The sequence below is a fragment of the Pseudoalteromonas sp. S1610 genome (genome assembly GCF_005887465.1).
Lineage (GTDB): Bacteria > Pseudomonadota > Gammaproteobacteria > Enterobacterales > Alteromonadaceae > Pseudoalteromonas > Pseudoalteromonas undina.
On record NZ_PNDI01000057.1, the window covers coordinates 1 to 17,700 of the forward strand.

Sequence of the window (17,700 nt, forward strand, 5' to 3'; positions counted from 1 at the left end):
CCGAGGGGCGATTTACTCTTTGTTGCTCGGTTTTTACTTAGCCCACTAGGTTGCAAACCTCGCGCCGCGATTAAAACAGCCCCTAGTTTGAACAAATTTCAATCCGCAAAGGTCAACAGGCCCTAATGATATTAAATTTTAAAAACGATAGCCCACAGTGAGTGATATTGTGCGAGGGTCGCCGTAGTAACCAATCAAGGTATTGTCTCCACCAAGACCCGGCGTGTATTTGCTGGTATCAGTTGGATCTGACGGGTCAGGAGCCACGAACTGATAACCACCAATCATGTATTCTTCATCGGTTAGGTTTTTACCATAAATACCCGCAGTCCAATGGCCATCTGCGCTGTACCAAGTAACACCAATATTTAATAATCCGTAGGCGTCTTGTGTTAAGAGGCTATCTTCTTCGAACAGTGCGTAATCACCACGATGGTAATAATTACCATTCATAACAAAGTCGCCCATATCTGTGTATAAACGGTACGTTGCACCTAAATTAAAGGTCAGATCAGGAGTATTCGAGACGCTAAAACGGTCTGACTTATCAAATGTTTCACCGGTATCAGGATTGGTATCAATTACATTTTCAAAACTACTGTCGATGTAACCTATTGACGCGTCGAAAGTTAGTGCATCGCTTGCAACATAGCTAAGTTCTAATTCAACGCCATCAGACTTAGACTCGCCAATATTACCTAAGCGCTGGTTTAAATCTGCGGCGCTGTCACCAGGTAATACCGAAATATACTGACGATCCTTGTGATCAAGTGTGAATACGGTTAAGTTTGCGCGTAAATTATCATTCCATTCGCTTTTCATGCCTAACTCAATTGAGTCAACTACTTCGGGTCTTGCTGCTGGTTCTGCTGTTGTAGCTCGTGGATTAAATGTCCCTGACTTAAACCCTTGCGAGTAACTAGCAAAAAACATAATGTCGTTATTGTATTGGTATTCCACACCTGCACGAGGTGTAAAGCGTGACCAATCTTCGCTGTCATCGAGTACGGTAGGCACTAATTGGCCTTCAGGGCGTACATAGCCTGGGATCCAACCTGATTCAGGATAAACAACGTCAAAAATAAGACCATTATTTACAATCGCTTCTTTGCTGTCTTTGGTATAGCGTGCGCCTAGGGTCATTGACCATTTTTCATCAAAGTCATAGCTTCCTTGTATATAAGCTGCTTTGCTGGTGGAGTTGCTACAACCGCTTACTTCACGGGTAAGCCCAGGGGCACCTAAACTTTGACCAAGCACACCTAGTACAGCCTCAAACTGGCCACACGATTCACCATCATAGTAATATAAGCCCGATACTAATTTGTAGTCATCGCCACTGTGATTTAGCTGCAACTCATGCGTGGTTTGTTCATCGTCATAAATGGCTGGAACATCAAAAATAGGTAAAGAGGTATTATCAAAGTCGATATTGGTTGGTGAATAGCTTTCTCTTGTTGCTGCAACGTATTTAATGCTGGTGTTTGCGCTCATATCCCAGCGAGCAGTTAAGCTCATACCTTCAAGTTCTACTTTGTTCCATGTTGGTAAACTAGTATAAGAGTCATACACGCTATCTGGCACAGGCGCATTAGTTAATATGCTTGGAAGTAAGCGATATCCGCCTTTCGCGTTAGAGTCATCATCGGTTTTATCCCACGCTAAACGAAAGAATAAGTCATCGGTTGGGGTGTACTCTAGCGTAACCCGTGCAGCGGTAACATCTTTGTTGTAGTTTTCGCGATCTTGGTTATCAAGCGCAGACGTTAAAAATTCACCATAGCCATCACGGTTCAATGTGGCAAAACCAAAACCAACATAGAGTTTTTCGTCAATAAGTGGGAGCTGCCCAGTAACTTTTAAATCTTTTTGGCTGTAGCTGCCTACGGTGCCTTGAATATTTAGCGTTGCATCTCCGCTCATTTCTTTGGTGACATACTTTACTGCACCACCAATAGTGTTTTTGCCATATAGCGTACCTTGCGGGCCACGTAATACTTCAATTTGTTGCACATCAAGTAAGTCGAGCACGGCACCTTGCGGGCGGGCGATGTATACATCATCAATGTAAATACCTACACCGGGTTCATAACCCCAGAGAGGGTCTTGCTGACCTACACCGCGAATAAACGCAGTGATAGTAGAGTTAGTGCCTCGGCTTGATTGTAGTGTGGTGTTGGGCGAAAACTGCTGTACCTCGGTCATCACACTAATGCCATTTTCTGCTAATTCTTGTGCGCCAATTGAGGTTACGGCAACCGGAACTTCTTGTAAGTTTTCAACGGTTTTGCGAGCGGTTACTTCTATTCGCTCTAACTCTGCTTTTTTTACTGTAGAGGCTTGTTCAGCTGCCACACTTGTTGTGCTTAATAAGGCCAGTGAAACAGCGAGTGTAACGGGTGTGATATTTTGTTTGAGCTTTATCATTGGTGTGTTCCTGTTGTTATTAGTTGATTATTTGTTTGCTCATGTCACCTGCACTTAATGTAGAAGATAGTGTTAAAAAATGAATTAGTACCATAGTGCTATATGTTTTTAACACCTTGACTTATCTTGCTTTTAAGCCAAATTTAAAGCATGTAGTACCTTAGTGTTATGTCTTTATTTTCGCTGAGCGATAAAACTAACAGCAGTTACTGCGATGTCACCTCATCTGGGTAATAACAATAATTATAGGAATGTCTATGCTGAGCATGATAGGGCTGTTAGGCGGTTTAATACTGCTAATAATTTTAACGTTGCGTGGGGTCAATTTATTTATTGCCGCGCCAATATGTGCATTGTTGGTAGCACTAACTAGTGGGATGGCTATATTCCCGGTGACTGCCGATAGTAATTTTATTAACGCGTATATGGATGGCTTTGCTGGATTTTTAAGCGCATGGTTTTTTATGTTTTTGCTGGGCTCGTTGTTCGGTAAATTTATGGAAGATACAGGCGCAGCAGACAGTGTAGCCAGTTACATTGTTGGCAAATTAGGTATGAAGCATGCGGTGCTCGCGGTGGTGATTGCTTGTGCCGTACTGACTTATGGCGGAGTCAGCGTATTCATTGTGGCGTTTTCGGTTTACCCGATGGCGCTCAGTTTATTTAAAGACGCTGATTTGCCACGGCGCTTTATACCTGCAACGTTAGCGTTTGGTTCAGTGACGTTTACTATGACCTCTGCGGGATCGCCTGAAATTCAAAATTGGATACCCGTAAAGCATTTAGGTACCTCACCTTATGCCGCGTGGGAAGTAAGCTTAGTGGTGGCTATTTTTATGGCGACAGTAGGTTACTTTTGGCTAAATAAAATGATTAAAAAGGCGGTTGCCAAAGGTGAGCGCTTTGCTGCTAGAGACGATGATCCGGTTATTTTAGAGCGTAAGCGGCCGCACCCAATCACCGGGGTTATTCCTTTGCTGGTGGTGCTACTTCTATCATTTATATTACATGATGTTTTACAGCAAACTGCGCTGATTGTGGCGCTGCTTGGTGGTGTTTTGAGTATTGTGGTCATTAATTATAAGTATTTCCATAACATGGCCAATGCAATCAATATGGGTACCACTGGTGCCTTAGTGGCGATAGGTAACACTGCAGCTGTAGTTGGGTTTGGCGCTGTGGCTAAAGTATCACCGGCTTTTATTGCTGCTGTTGATGCTATGACTCATATGCCAGGTAATGAGCTGGTGGGGGCTGCTGTTGCAGTGAGCGTCATAGCTGGGTTAACGGGGTCAGCATCCGGCGGGCAAGCGATTGCACTACCGCTTGTGGCTCCTGGATATTTGGATATGGGAGTTAATCCAGAGCAATTACACAGAGTGGTTGCTATTAGTTCTGGTGCATTAGATAGCCTGCCACATAATGGCTACGTTGTCACAACCATCAGGGCCATTTGTAAAGAAACACATCAACGCGCTTATTGGCCATTAGCTGCATTGACCGTGGTTATCCCATTGGTTGGGGTGGCTCTTGCACTAAGCTTATTCATCACTTTTTAAGGAATTGCAATGAGAATAATATTAATAATAGGGTTGCTGTTTTTATTTAGTAGTACCGTGTTTGGCGCTGATAAAGCAGAGCCATTACTAGTAGAAAAGCAACATTTTAGCACTGAAAACTTCACAACGGTTTCAGGTACAACGTTGCCACAGGTTGATATTGGCTGGGAAAGTTATGGTGAGCTTAACGAAGCCAAAGATAATGTGATTTTGATCACTCATTATTTTTCTGGAACCTCTCATGCTGCAGGTAAATATTCAGCCGACGACGCCGCAGCAGGGTACTGGGATGCGTTAATTGGCTCAGGAAAAGCCATAGATACTAACAAGTATTTTGTGATCAGCTCTGACACCTTAGTCAATGCCAACTGGCATGATGAAAATGTCATCACCACAGGCCCAGCGTCAACTAATCCCAAAACAGGTAAACCATATGGTTTAGATTTTCCTGTGGTTACGATTACTGACTTTGTGAATGTGCAAAAGCGTTTACTCGAAAGTCTAGGTATCACTAAGTTACATGCCGTGATGGGCGCATCAATGGGGTCGTTTCAAGCTCTTGAGTGGGCAACGCGTTACCCAGATAAAGTAGAGCGATTAATTCATGTGATTGGCGCTGCAAAAATGGATGCATGGACAGTCGCTGCCCTTGAAAAGTGGGCATTGCCAATTCGGTTAGATAAAAACTGGCAGCAAGGTAATTACTACGACAAGGAACGCCCATTAGATGGACTTGCCGCCACCATGCTTAATATTACCCAAGATGCCATGCACCCGATTATTTATAACGCTAGCTTCCCTGACTTTAACGTACTTGATGAAGGCGCGTTAAAAGACATTCGTACCTTGCCAAAATTGAGCCAAACACTGGCGCAAAGAGCCATGGCAAGAGCAAAAGCCCAAGATGCAAATCACGTATTGTATTTGGTACGGGCATCACAACTGTTTACTGCCGGTATGGAGCAAGACTTAAGTACAGCACTTAAAAAGATCAGCGCTAAAACATTGTTATTACCTGCCACCAATGACCTACTTCTACGCCCTGAAAATATGCGAACCGTGTATGAGTCAATGAAGTCGCTGGGGAAAGACGTTCAGTTTTCTGAAATTGAAGGCGGTTGGGGACATTTGGATGGCATTTTTTCAATCTTGCCTAAAGCGCAGCTTATCAGTGAGTTTTTAGAGGAATAGCAGTATGAGTCAAAACGTTTTAATCACCGGTGCAGCTAGTGGAATAGGGTTTTATATTGCTGAGCAGTTAGCTCTTGCTGGGCATACTATTATTGTTACCGATCTTAATGAGCAACAGGCTCAACAAGCAGCGCAAAAAATAGTTAATCAGGGTGGTAACGCTCATGGTTACGCACTTAACGTTGCTGATAGCCAAGCGATTGAGGACTTTTTTAGCACCTTTACGCAACCTATCGATGTATTAATTAATAATGCAGGAATACAGCATGTGGCAAAACTTGAAGACTTTCCTGCAGATAAGTGGCTGCTTTTACAGCAAGTGATGTTGGTTGGCCCGGCAATGATGAGTAAAGCAGTTTTGCCACGTATGCGGGCTCAAAACTTTGGTCGAATCATAAATATTGGTTCTATTCATGCGATGGTCGCCTCTAAATATAAGTCGGCTTATATCGCTGCAAAACATGGCTTAATCGGCTTTACTAAAACTATGGCACTCGAAACAGGGGGTGCCAATATTACTATTAACACTGTTTGCCCTGCCTATGTGAAAACGCCTTTGGTAGAACAGCAGATTGCCGCACAAGCAAAAGAACATGGTATTTCTGAGCAACAAGTGATCGACACGATTATGCTAGCACCCATGCCGAAAAAAGCATTTATCGGCTTAGACGAGATCCTGCATACCGTTAGTTTTTTAATGGCAGATGCCGCACGAAATATTACCGCTCAAGCGATCGCCATTGATGGCGGCTGGACAGCACAATAGGGGTTATTATGGCAGGTTTTGATAAAGTAGTAACAAGCTACAGTGAAGCAATGGCAGGGCTTGAAGACGGGATGACTATTATTGCTGGTGGTTTTGGTTTATGTGGTATTCCTGAGGGATTAATTGCACAGATTAAGCGCCAAGGCACCCGAGACTTAACCTTAGTGTCGAACAACTGTGGTGTTGATGGCTTTGGATTAGGGTTGTTACTTGAAGACAAGCAAATTAGTAAAATGATTGCCTCGTATGTGGGCGAAAATGGGTTATTTGAGCAGCAGTTACTGAATGGTGAGTTAGATGTTGAATTGACGCCACAAGGAACATTAGCTGAAAAAATGCGTGCTGGTGGTGCGGGCATTCCTGCCTTTTATACCGCAACCGGTGTGGGCACTCCGGTCGCCGAAGGCAAAGAAACACGCAATATTAACGGCCGTGATTACTTACTTGAGCCGAGTATTACCGGTGATTTTGCTATTGTAAAAGCCTGGAAAGCGGATCGCTATGGAAATTGTATTTATCGTCATACGGCGATGAACTTTAATCCTATGGCAGCCACTGCTGGTAAAATTACCGTGCTCGAAGTTGAAGAAATTGTAGAGCCTGGCGAGCTTGAGCCAAGCCAAATTCATACACCCGGTATTTATATTGACCGTGTTATTAAAGGTGAATTTGAAAAACGGATTGAAAAAATCACAACGCAACCGGCCGAGCAATAAGGAGTATATAGTTATGGCATTAACACGAGAGCAAATAGCAAAACGCGTGGCGATGGAACTCGAAGATGGCTACTACGTCAATTTAGGCATTGGTATACCAACACTTGTCGCGAATTATGTGCCTGAAGGCATTGAGGTGATGTTGCAATCGGAAAATGGCCTCTTAGGAATGGGGCCATATCCACACGCTGACTCAGTGGATGCGGATATGATCAACGCGGGGAAGGAAACAGTAACCGCAGCAACTGGTGCCGCTATTTTTAATTCTGCAGAAAGCTTTGCCATGATCCGCGGTGGGCATGTTGATTTAACTGTTTTGGGTGCTTTTGAAGTTGACCAAAATGGCAACATTGCTAGTTGGATGATTCCTAACAAGCTGGTTAAAGGTATGGGCGGAGCGATGGATTTAGTGGCTGGGGCAAAAAACATTATTTGCACCATGACCCATGCAAACAAGCATGGTGAGTCAAAACTATTAAGTGAATGTAGCCTGCCACTAACCGGTGTTGCCTGTATTAATAAAGTAATTACGGATCTCGCTTTATTAGAAATTAAAGACGGCGCTTTTCACTTGTTAGAATGCGCTCCAGGAGTAAGTGTTGATGAAATTAAAGCCAAAACGGCGGGTAATTTAGTTATTAACGACAAAGTCAAAACCATGACTTTTGAGTAATTTTACTAATGATGGGCATGGAGCAAAATAATTTTATATGCTTCATGCCATCACTGCATTGCACTTATTAAGCACTTAAGTCATTTAAATTCAGTTTATAACGGGCCCCTATCAAGCCCATCTCATACCCCAAAATATCTTTAAAGCAAGTTTTTTATAAATTGATTGCATTTTAAGCGACTTCTATGGTGATGTTCGCTTTAAGTAATGCTATACTCCCGCCGAATAATTTATCGACTTTATTAAGAGTAAAATTAATGGCAGATTTATCGAAGTACAGAAACATTGGTATTTTCGCGCACGTTGATGCGGGTAAAACCACAACTACTGAGCGTATCCTAAAGCTTACAGGTACTATCCACAAAACAGGTGAGGTTCATGATGGTGAATCGACTACCGATTTCATGGATCAAGAAGCTGAGCGCGGTATTACTATCCAGTCTGCGGCAGTAAGCTGTTTCTGGAAAGATCACCGTTTTAACGTTATCGATACTCCTGGACACGTTGACTTCACAGTTGAAGTTTACCGTTCACTTAAAGTATTAGATGGCGGTGTGGGTGTATTCTGTGGTTCTGGTGGTGTTGAGCCACAATCAGAAACTAACTGGCGCTATGCGAACGAATCAGGTGTTGCACGTATCATCTTCGTAAACAAATTAGACCGTATGGGTGCTGATTTTTACCGTGTAACAGCGCAAGTACAAAAAGTACTTGGTGCTACTCCACTTATCATGACTTTACCAATTGGTATTGAAGATGAATTCGTAGGTGTTGTTGACGTTTTAAACAAGCAAGCATACGTTTGGGATGACACTGGTCTTCCTGAAAACTACGAAATCACTGACGTTCCTGCAGACATGGTAGACAAAGTTGACGAATACCATGAAATGCTTATCGAGACTGCTGTAGAGCAAGACGATGACCTAATGGAAGCATACATGGAAGGTGAAGTACCTTCAGTTGAAGATATCAAGCGTTGTATCCGTAAAGGTACTCGTGACCTTGCATTCTTCCCTACGTTCTGTGGTTCTGCATTCAAAAACAAAGGTATGCAACTTGTTCTTGACGCAGTAGTAGATTACTTACCTGCACCTACAGAAGTTGATCCTCAACCTCTTATGGATGAAGAAGGTAACGAAAACGGCGAGCATGCAATTGTATCTGCAGACGAACCTTTCAAAGCGCTTGCATTCAAAATCATGGATGACCGTTTTGGTGCGTTAACATTCGTACGTATCTACTCTGGTGTGCTTAACAAGGGTGACACTATCCTTAATGCATTTACAGGTAAAACTGAGCGTGTTGGCCGTATGGTTGAGATGCAAGCAGATGAGCGTAAAGAGCTTACTACAGCACAAGCGGGCGATATCATCGCTATCGTTGGTATGAAAAATGTGCAAACTGGTCATACTCTATGTGATCCTAAGCACCCAGTAACACTTGAGCCAATGGTATTCCCAACTCCAGTAATCTCGATTGCTGTACAGCCTAAAGATAAAGGCGGTAATGAGAAAATGGGTGTTGCTATCGGTAAAATGGTTGCAGAAGATCCATCTTTCCAAGTTGAGACTGATGAAGATTCAGGCGAAACTATCCTTAAAGGTATGGGTGAGCTTCACTTAGATATCAAAGTAGATATCCTTAAGCGTACTTACGGTGTAGACCTTATCGTTGGTCAACCACAGGTTGCTTACCGTGAAACTATCACTCGTGAAATCGAAGATAGCTACACGCATAAGAAACAATCTGGTGGTTCTGGTCAATTTGGTAAAATCGATTACCGCATCAAGCCAGGCGAAGTGGGTTCAGGTTTCGCGTTCACTTCATCAGTTGTTGGTGGTAACGTACCTAAAGAATTCTGGCCTGCAGTTGAGAAAGGTTTCAAATCAATGATGGGTGAAGGTGTTCTAGCTGGCTTCCCAGTACTTGACGTTGAAGTTGAGCTTTTCGACGGTGGCTTCCACGCCGTGGATTCATCTGCAATTGCTTTCGAAATCGCTGCTAAAGGCGCTTTCCGTCAGTCTATCCCTAAAGCGGGTGCACAACTTCTTGAGCCAATCATGAAAGTTGACGTGTTCACACCAGAAGATCACGTAGGTGATGTAATTGGTGACCTTAACCGTCGTCGTGGTATGCTAAGCAATCAAGAAGCTGGTTTAACTGGCGTTCGTATTAAAGCTGACGTACCGTTATCAGAAATGTTCGGTTACATCGGTTCACTACGTACAATGACATCTGGTCGTGGTCAGTTCTCTATGGAGTTCTCACACTACGCTGCATGTCCACAAAACGTAGCTGATACTGTAATCGCTGCAGAAAAAGAGAAAAACGCTGCTAAGTAATTAGCACTCTAACTCTTTAAAAAAACCCGCACTTGCTGCGGGTTTTTTATTGTTTAACTTTTATAAAGCATGATTGATTTAAAGATAATGAAGCCCGTCGTATTAAATGAACATGGCTTAAAAAATAAGTGTAAACGCAGCTAAAAAAAAAGGAGCAACACAAGGTTGCTCCTTTTTTATTTGTAGTGGCATTAACTTAGCTTATTAGCAGTTTTTGTGATGAGTGCTTTAAACTTCTTTCGATGTGATTCACTACTAAAGTTCTGAATAGGCATTGTCACTTTATGTTCTAATGGTAACAATGGTGTTGCTGTTGAATAACGCCCTACAGGTGGAACGGCTATCTCTTTGAGGTGTACTTTAAGAGCCGCTAATGTTGCATCGTCATCTACTTCACTCGGGCAGAGGAAAATGCCCCACTGCCTTAGCTTAATGCCTAGCTTGATACTACTTGAGTAACGCACAATAGGAGCAGCGAGGATGAGCCCTAATAAAATAGGAGATAACCACCAAAAAAAGACCGGTGTAAAGTAATAAGCAACACTACCCCATACAATGGCAACAAGCGAAGAAAACAATGTATAACCAAACGCTTCTTTCCATGGCACCATTCTACCTTCACGCGGTTGAGCATCCCATTTTACTTTTTTGCCTAAAAATACACAGACTACAAAGTACGCATGAAATACCATCATCAATGGTGCCACAATAATAGCAAAAATGGTTTCAATGATAGATCCTAAAATGAGCTTTAATGCACCACCAAAGCGCTGTTTACGGTGCACTAAAGTAACAATGACGCCCATAAGTTTAGGTAATAACAAAATAATAATTGTTAGGTAAAGTAATGAGTCAATGAGATCTGTTTTGGCTATTTGCCAAGTCGGAAATAACTGATAGGCACGATTAAAGTAGACATCACTATTTAAAGCACGTGTTACCGCATCTATGGTACTTAATGCCAGCATAGACAACCAAATAAGAGATGAAATATACGCTGTTGCACCTAGTAAAAAGTGCAGTTTGCTCATTAGCTTTAGCTTTGCTGATGAAAGTAAACCTAGGTGTTGAATATTACCCTGAACCCAACGTCTATCTCGTACAGCATAATCTAAGATATTACTGGGAACCTCTTCATAACTGCCTTCAATATCGGCAAGTAATAATACGTCCCAATTTGCGCTATGTAATAGAGAAGCTTCCACAAAATCATGGCTTAAAATTTCTCCACCAAAGGGGGCTTTACCTTTGAGTGTTGGCAAGCCACAGCAATCAATAAACGCACTAACACGAATGATGGCATTATGCCCCCAGTAATTGGCTTTATCGGTTTGCCAAAAAGCAGAGCCAGTAGCTAACATTGGGCTATAAAGAATCGAAGCAAACTGTAAAAAGCGTCCAAAAAAAGTATCTTGGCGCACAGGAATAGGAATAGTTTGAATCAATCCCGCTTGTGGGTTATTCAGCATACTAGTAGTGAGTTCTAGCATGCATTGACCCGTCATCACACTATCAGCATCCAATACAATCATATGCTCGTATTGGCTACCCCAACGTTCGCAAAAATCGGTTAAGTTACCTACTTTACGATGTTTATTATCTTCACGACGACGGTAAAATATTTGTTTTGCTGTATCGCCAAGACGTTCACATAAAGCATGCCATGCGCTTAATTCATTACTGGCAATAGTTGCGTCTTGTGTATCGCTCAGTAAATAAAAATCAAAGTGTTTTAATTGCCCAGTGGCTTTTAACGATTGCAAGCTCACTTCAAAGCCAGCAATAACTCTATGGGTATCTTCATTATAAATTGGCATAACTACAGCCGTTTTTTGCTGTGATAGTGCTTCATTGTTAATGGAGACCGGTTTTATTCTTCTAAGCGTGAGCGGATCTATACGAAATAGCTGCAGTATAAAACCAATGCAGCCACTACAAAATGCGGTGACTATCCAAGCAAAGGTAATAGAAAACAAAGCAAGCAGTGCATATTCAAGCAAGGTCATGCCATTTGAGTTTAAAATTTCAAACATAATTGAAATGCCATAGCCTGAGAGGCCAATAGCAGCTATAGCAAATAACCATACGCGAAGTGTTTTAAAAGGCATTGGTGTGCCAGTACTTTGTTTACTTGATGTCATTTGGATACCAAACATAGCTCCATACCTCGCTCACTGCTTTGTTACGTAGTTTTAGCGATAAACGCATATCTACAGGATTACTGTCTTTTGGGGCGACTTTGAAGGCAACTCGCCAGCCTAATGATTTTGGTAGCTTTTGCACTGTAATATCACGCACTTCACCTGTGGTAAGTTGCAAGTCTGCGCTAAGTACTAATTTTTCAGATAATTGATTGATATCAGGGCCAGTAAAGTCAACAGTAAACTGACGATGGCTCTTTGGAGGTGGGTTATCTTCACCAGGCAATGCTGCACTGCCAATGCGTGTTCTAGCCACTTTAGCCAAATTATTTTGGCTTAGATAATCATTAAAGGTCGATATTTTGTAGCTAAACTTTAATGCTTCTCCTGCTTTGAACGGCTTTTCAGGAACCCAATAACTTACAATATTATCGTTAGTTTCAGTATCTGTTGGAATCTCAACAAGCTCAACACGGCCATTCCCCCATTCACCTTGTGGTTCTATCCAAAAGCTAGGGCGGTCATGATAATGCGCTTCTATATCAAAGTAGTTATTAAAGTCACGGTCACGCTGTGCAAGGCCAAAGCCTTTAGGATTTTCATATGAAAAAGAGGTTACGCTAAGTTGGGATGGATTATTAAGTGGACGCCATACCCAGTTACCTTCTTGTGATTGCGTGAGCAAACCGTCTGAGTCGTGTACTTCAGGGCGATAATCATCAAAAAACTTGGTACTATTTTCACCGTGATAAAACATACTCGTTAATGGTGCTATACCAAGCTTTTTAACATCTTTACGGGCAAAAATTTGCATGTCGACGCTAACACTTGTCTGCGTGTTAGGGTCTATCTCAAACTTGTAAGCTCCCGCTACTGATGGACTATCAAGTAAAGCAAAAATAGTAATATTAGTTTGCTCGGGTGTTGGTTTAACTAACCAGAATTCTTTGAATGAAGGAAACTCTTCACCAGATGTTTGTGCGGTATCAATCGCCAGTCCTCGTGCAGATAAACCATAAACTTGGTTAGGCCCAACTAAGCGAAAATAAGAAGCGCCCTGAAATACCATAACCTCATCTTTATAGTCATCGTTATTTAATGGGTAATGTAATCTAAAACCAGCATGCCCTAACTGCGTACCTTCAATACTTTTTGCTATTTCATCTTTTAGGTGTGCTGCTGTTCCATCATATTGATAAAACTCTGTGCTAAATGGAAGGCGGCTAAGCTTTGCATTTTGATCAACGATATTGATTTTTACTGGCGTTTTATATAAAAAACCGGGGTGAAATAATTGCAGCTCATAAAGCCCTTCATCTTTCCATACCGATTGGTCTTGCTTAAAGCGGATTGAGCGGTAGTCTTGATAATCAATACTATTAAGCGCATCTAACTGTATTTCTTTTGGTGCAATGTAATCTTGTTCAGCAAGCTTTTTAGCTCGCGCACTTAGCACATCAAATAAACTGCTCTGCGGTATTGCGGCTTCAAGTGAAGATGCAGCAATCGCGCTGTTAGTTCCCCACAGTGAAAAAACCATCAACATCCCAAACAAAGGCTTTTTAAAAACCCTTTGATAAGTAGATATAAGGTGAATGCGCGCTTTCATTTTGAATCCTTTATAAAAAAATATGTTTACTGCTAAGATTGACGTTTATCTCAGTTGCTCTTGGTATGGATTAGAAGGACAAGTTGTTTATCACTTTCAATCAAGCCGCTATAACGCATTTTGACTTTTCGAAAAACAAACAGTGTTAGAGTTACCTTGAGTTAGATATGTACTAAGTCAATGCTTGCATAGATAATAAGCAGTGCTTGATGAAGCCTGTCTGAATTACATTTGTATATAAAATAAAAAAGCCGCGAATGCGGCTTTTGAGTTACTTCAAGTAGATACTGGCAACAACTTTAAGTCATGAACCGGTTATTGAAGTCGAAGTTAATCAGCATATTTGGTTGCTTTATAAGTGAGTTTTACATTGCCAAATGGTAAAAAGCCATTTACGCGGACTTTCCATTTACCCGATTTAGGATTGGTAAATGTACAGTTTTCTGCGTTTCCTCTACTAATTGATGCGCAGTCACTTCTAAACAAAGTCGGGCTTCTTTTGTGTCTAACAAATAAGTTTGCATCGCCCCATCCACCGTCTAGGCTAATAGTTAGCTCGTCATAACCTTCAGGAATATCAATGCGGTAGTTTTTCCACCAAAACCAGCCGCGAATATTATCAATTTCACCGGTGATCACCTCTGGTTCTGGCTCAGGTGGCGCGATAATCGTTGAACGAATATCGACAATAACAGGGTCATGATCTGATGCTCTGTAAGGTCCTTGAGCATACAAGCTTGATTGCTGTGCGTCAGATTTAAATTCAACATTATAATCAAGTGAAATAGGCTCATCGGCGTTAATATGCCAATCACTGGCGCTCACTACTTTACTTAATAAGCTCGGGCTTGCTAGGGCGTGATCTAAACTTCCTGCACGACCAGAAAAGCTGTAAGAATAACCTAAGGTGTTGCCATCTAACTCAGCAACCACATTTTTAAGGCCCTTATCAGCAAATGCACGGATAGGATCTTCCATTGCATACGCGTTCATGTCGCCAACAAGAATGATATCTTCATCATCAACTCCTGTTGGTTTGCTATTTAGCCAATCAGCAAATGCATTTGCGCCAGCAGTTCGGATTTCATTCCAACATGCTTGACCGTCACCTTGATCTGCATTGCCGCCAGTGGCACTTCTACAACCACCTTTAGATTTTAGGTGTGCTACGGCAACAGTAAAGACTTCCTCTGTATCTAAAGATTTAAAGCTTTGTGCAATTGGTGCACGGTTGCTGTAATCGAAAGGCGCATCGGTAGTGATTGCTGCAGTACCCACTTGCTGCACTTTATCAGCACGATAAATAAGCGCAGTCGTGATAGCGTCGGTGCCGATTTTATCAACACCAAAATCCACGAATGCATACTGATTTTGACTATCAGCGTCATTAAGTGCATTTACTAAGCTTGCAACAGCACTGAATTCACCAAAGCCGTCATTTTCAATTTCCATTAAGCCAATCACATCCGCTTGCAAAGCACTAATAGCGCTGACTAGCTTGGCTTGTTGGCGAATTAACTCGGCTTCTGAATCAGCACCACGGCTAGTTGGAAAACCACCGCTTTGGCCATCGCCATTAAAGTAGTTAAGTACGTTAAAGCTGGCAACACGTAAATCAGCGTCAGGGTTTAACTCTGGCGCATCGGTGCGTGGATTGGTTGCTATAAACTGAGGTGTTGTTGTTGGGTGAATACGGTAAGTACTAAAGCTGTAAGCTAGCGCACCTGTTACAGAATTTACTGTATCGCCTGTGCGTAGAGTATTCTCTGCTGATAATCCTGGGACAGGGTAAGCGATAGGATCGCGGTTTTGACGAGTTGAGCCATCATCTAAGAGTATTTTTTTATTTATATTTTGCGCTTCAATCGCATTCGCAGCCGCGCCAGGAAGTGCAACTTGAGTACCTTGGTATAAGCGTTCAGTAGCAAGCTCTAGTTCACCATAGCGACCTAAACCATAATTGTTGGTAACAATAAGTGGCTGCTCTAAGGTCACTAACATACCCTCAAACGCTTCTAATTCACTTTGCTCAGTAACGGGTAAAGTAATTTTAGTCGGATAAGCTGAAAGGCCGGTGTCACATATAGCAACTTGACTAACATTGCCAATTTGGGTGGCATCAAAATACTCTTCAACAGTACCTCGTACGCGAACGTGGTCACCAACATTAACATCAGTATTAGTAAAGTAAACAAATACCCCTTCAGAGGTAAGTGGGTTTGTATCTTCATCATAACTCAGTGAGTTAACAAAAAAGCCTTTGAGCTGATCATCAGCCTGGAAGTCAGCTGTTACTACACCTTCAAACTCAACAACAGTGTTAACCATTGGGCTGCTTGCGCCTTCGCCTTGAATGCTGCTAATTAATGTTTTATCAGCGCCACATAATAAAGGCTCTTCAGGTTCTGGGTCTGGATCAGGGTTAGGTGAAGAATTCCCTGCAAAGATACCTAAATCACTAAAGTCATCTTGATCAAATTGCAGCCATAGCTCACTTGGATTAAAAGCGCCATCGGCATCAGTGCGTCCGTTTAGCTCGGTTTCTTTGCGGCGCAATGTTTTATTTTGTGTTTTCACGCCCCCTTCTGACCAAAATGAACCCGGGTCTACACCGCGCTGGCCAAAGCTATCAATAACCACAGAGCCTTGAGTAAGTACCAGCGCATCATCGCCATTAAAGTTAGTCACGGCGCTGAGTTGGTCAGCTTTTTCTTTTAGTTCTGCTGATGCATTCCCATTAACAATGACGTAAGTGCTGTTTGCAGCAAGTTCACCAGTTAAATCGAATGTATTATTTGCATCTGTATTGCCATTTGAATAGAGGCTTAGCGTGTAGCCATCTAATGACAGAGGGGTAGTCGAATTATTAAATAGTTCTACTGCTTTATTATAGCTACTGCCTTCTACGTACTCAGATATAACGAGGTTAGCGGTAGCGGGTGCACTGAGGCTTGCTAATACAAGCGCCAATGGCGTTATTTTTGTTTTCAACATTATTATTTTTCCCGTGTTTTTGTTTCCCCAAATGGGACGCTTAGTGTAATGAAAAATAATTACAAATAGAATACAGAATGTTAACAATGTCGAGATTTGCTTATTTTTTGAGGTTGAAAATACGTTGTGTTTTTAGTTTTGGGTAAGGAAGGGTCTATGTAGTGTGGTTACTTCCCAGAAATGAGAGTAACGCAGCATAAAAAAGGGCTGCCTTTAAATATACAAAAGGGCAATAAAGCCCTTTTATATCAATATGTCGTTATTATTTATTTAAATAGCGAGCAGCTTGCTTAGCAAAGTAAGTCAGAATGCCATCTGCGCCTGCGCGTTTGAATGCTAATAAAGATTCCATAATAGTAGCTTCTTCGCTCAGCCAGCCATTATCAATAGCGGCTTTATGCATCGCGTATTCACCACTTACCTGATAAGCAAATGTTGGTACACCAAACTCATCTTTAACGCGGCGTACAATATCAAGGTATGGCATACCAGGTTTAACCATTACCATGTCGGCGCCTTCCTGAAGGTCAAGCGCGACTTCGCGAATTGCTTCATCTGAGTTAGCAGGATCCATTTGGTAGGTTTTTTTATCAGCGCCTTTTAAGTTCCCAGCAGATCCTATGGCATCTCTAAATGGGCCATAGTAGCTAGATGCGTATTTAGCTGAATAAGCCATAATACGAGTGTGAATAAAACCATCCGCTTCGAGCGCTTCGCGGATTGCGCCAATACGGCCATCCATCATATCTGATGGAGCAACAACATCGGCACCTGCAGCTGCATGTGATAATGCTTGTTTAACTAATATTTCAGTAGTTACATCGTTTATTACATAGCCTTCGTCATCAATAATGCCGTCTTGCCCGTGAGTAGTAAATGGATCGAGCGCCCCGTCAGTGATCACCCCAAGTTCAGGGAAGGCTTCTTTTAAAGCACGAACAGTGCGTTGTACTAAGCCATCATCGTTATACGCTTCTTCGGCATATAATGATTTTTTATCTGCAGGCGTAACAGGGAAGATAGCCACCGCAGGCACACCTAAATCAACTAATTCTTTAGCTTCTTCGATCAGTAGATCAATTGATAAGCGTTCAATACCGGGCATCGATTCAATGCTTTCACGACGGTTTTTGCCTTCAAGCACAAAAACAGGGTAAATAAGATCATTAACACTCAGCTGATTTTCAGCCATAAGGCGACGAGAGAAATCATTACGGCGCATTCTACGCATGCGAGTATATGGGAAAAGGTCTAGTCCAGATTGGGCCATAAGTATACGCTC

At 42.1% G+C, this 17,700-nt stretch carries 11 protein-coding genes; 6 read left to right on the forward strand and 5 right to left on the reverse strand.

Annotated features, from left to right (window positions below; genetic code table 11):
- Window positions 1-138: 138 nt before the first annotated feature.
- The gene (locus CWB77_RS16175) at window positions 139-2,427 is read right to left on the reverse strand and encodes a TonB-dependent receptor (RefSeq protein ID WP_138623605.1); all 2,289 of its coding nucleotides are present in this window, start codon (window positions 2,425-2,427) and stop codon (window positions 139-141) included.
- 257 nt (window positions 2,428-2,684) lie between these two features.
- On the opposite strand from CWB77_RS16175, the gene CWB77_RS16180 reads away from it, so the two are divergent.
- The 6 genes from CWB77_RS16180 (at window position 2,685) to fusA (ending at window position 9,674) form a co-directional block, all read left to right on the forward strand.
- Entirely contained in the window at window positions 2,685-3,986 is a 1,302-nt protein-coding gene (locus tag CWB77_RS16180; RefSeq protein ID WP_010392249.1) for a GntP family permease, read from the forward strand.
- A gap of 9 nt (window positions 3,987-3,995) precedes the next feature.
- Entirely contained in the window at window positions 3,996-5,177 is a 1,182-nt protein-coding gene (locus tag CWB77_RS16185) for an E22 family MetX-like putative esterase (RefSeq protein WP_138623607.1), read from the forward strand.
- A 4-nt stretch (window positions 5,178-5,181) separates the two neighbouring features.
- A complete protein-coding gene (locus tag CWB77_RS16190; RefSeq protein WP_138623609.1) occupies window positions 5,182-5,943 on the forward strand; it encodes a 3-hydroxybutyrate dehydrogenase in 762 nt (253 codons plus the stop codon).
- 8 nt (window positions 5,944-5,951) lie between these two features.
- On the forward strand, window positions 5,952-6,659 hold the full coding sequence (locus CWB77_RS16195) for a CoA transferase subunit A (protein WP_138570596.1): 708 nt from the start codon (window positions 5,952-5,954) through the stop codon (window positions 6,657-6,659).
- 13 nt (window positions 6,660-6,672) lie between these two features.
- Window positions 6,673-7,332, forward strand: a complete 660-nt coding sequence (locus CWB77_RS16200) for a CoA transferase subunit B (RefSeq protein ID WP_055012315.1) — start codon at window positions 6,673-6,675, stop codon at window positions 7,330-7,332.
- Window positions 7,333-7,589: 257 nt separating this feature from the next.
- A complete protein-coding gene (gene fusA, locus CWB77_RS16205) occupies window positions 7,590-9,674 on the forward strand; it encodes an elongation factor G (RefSeq protein ID WP_010392256.1) in 2,085 nt (694 codons plus the stop codon).
- 191 nt (window positions 9,675-9,865) lie between these two features.
- Here fusA and mdoH read toward each other — a convergent pair whose 3' ends face one another.
- From mdoH to hemB, 4 genes are all read right to left on the reverse strand, one after another.
- Window positions 9,866-11,830 (reverse strand): glucans biosynthesis glucosyltransferase MdoH, encoded by a 1,965-nt coding sequence (mdoH, locus tag CWB77_RS16210; protein WP_138623611.1) that lies wholly within the window; start codon window positions 11,828-11,830, stop codon window positions 9,866-9,868.
- On the reverse strand, window positions 11,802-13,424 hold the full coding sequence (locus CWB77_RS16215; RefSeq protein ID WP_138623613.1) for a glucan biosynthesis protein G: 1,623 nt from the start codon (window positions 13,422-13,424) through the stop codon (window positions 11,802-11,804). Before CWB77_RS16215 ends, mdoH begins: the two co-directional genes overlap by 29 nt.
- A gap of 330 nt (window positions 13,425-13,754) precedes the next feature.
- A complete protein-coding gene (locus tag CWB77_RS16220; protein ID WP_138623615.1) occupies window positions 13,755-16,418 on the reverse strand; it encodes an ExeM/NucH family extracellular endonuclease in 2,664 nt (887 codons plus the stop codon).
- A gap of 262 nt (window positions 16,419-16,680) precedes the next feature.
- The gene (gene hemB, locus CWB77_RS16225) at window positions 16,681-17,688 is read right to left on the reverse strand and encodes a porphobilinogen synthase (RefSeq protein WP_055012311.1); all 1,008 of its coding nucleotides are present in this window, start codon (window positions 17,686-17,688) and stop codon (window positions 16,681-16,683) included.
- Window positions 17,689-17,700: the final 12 nt, after the last annotated feature.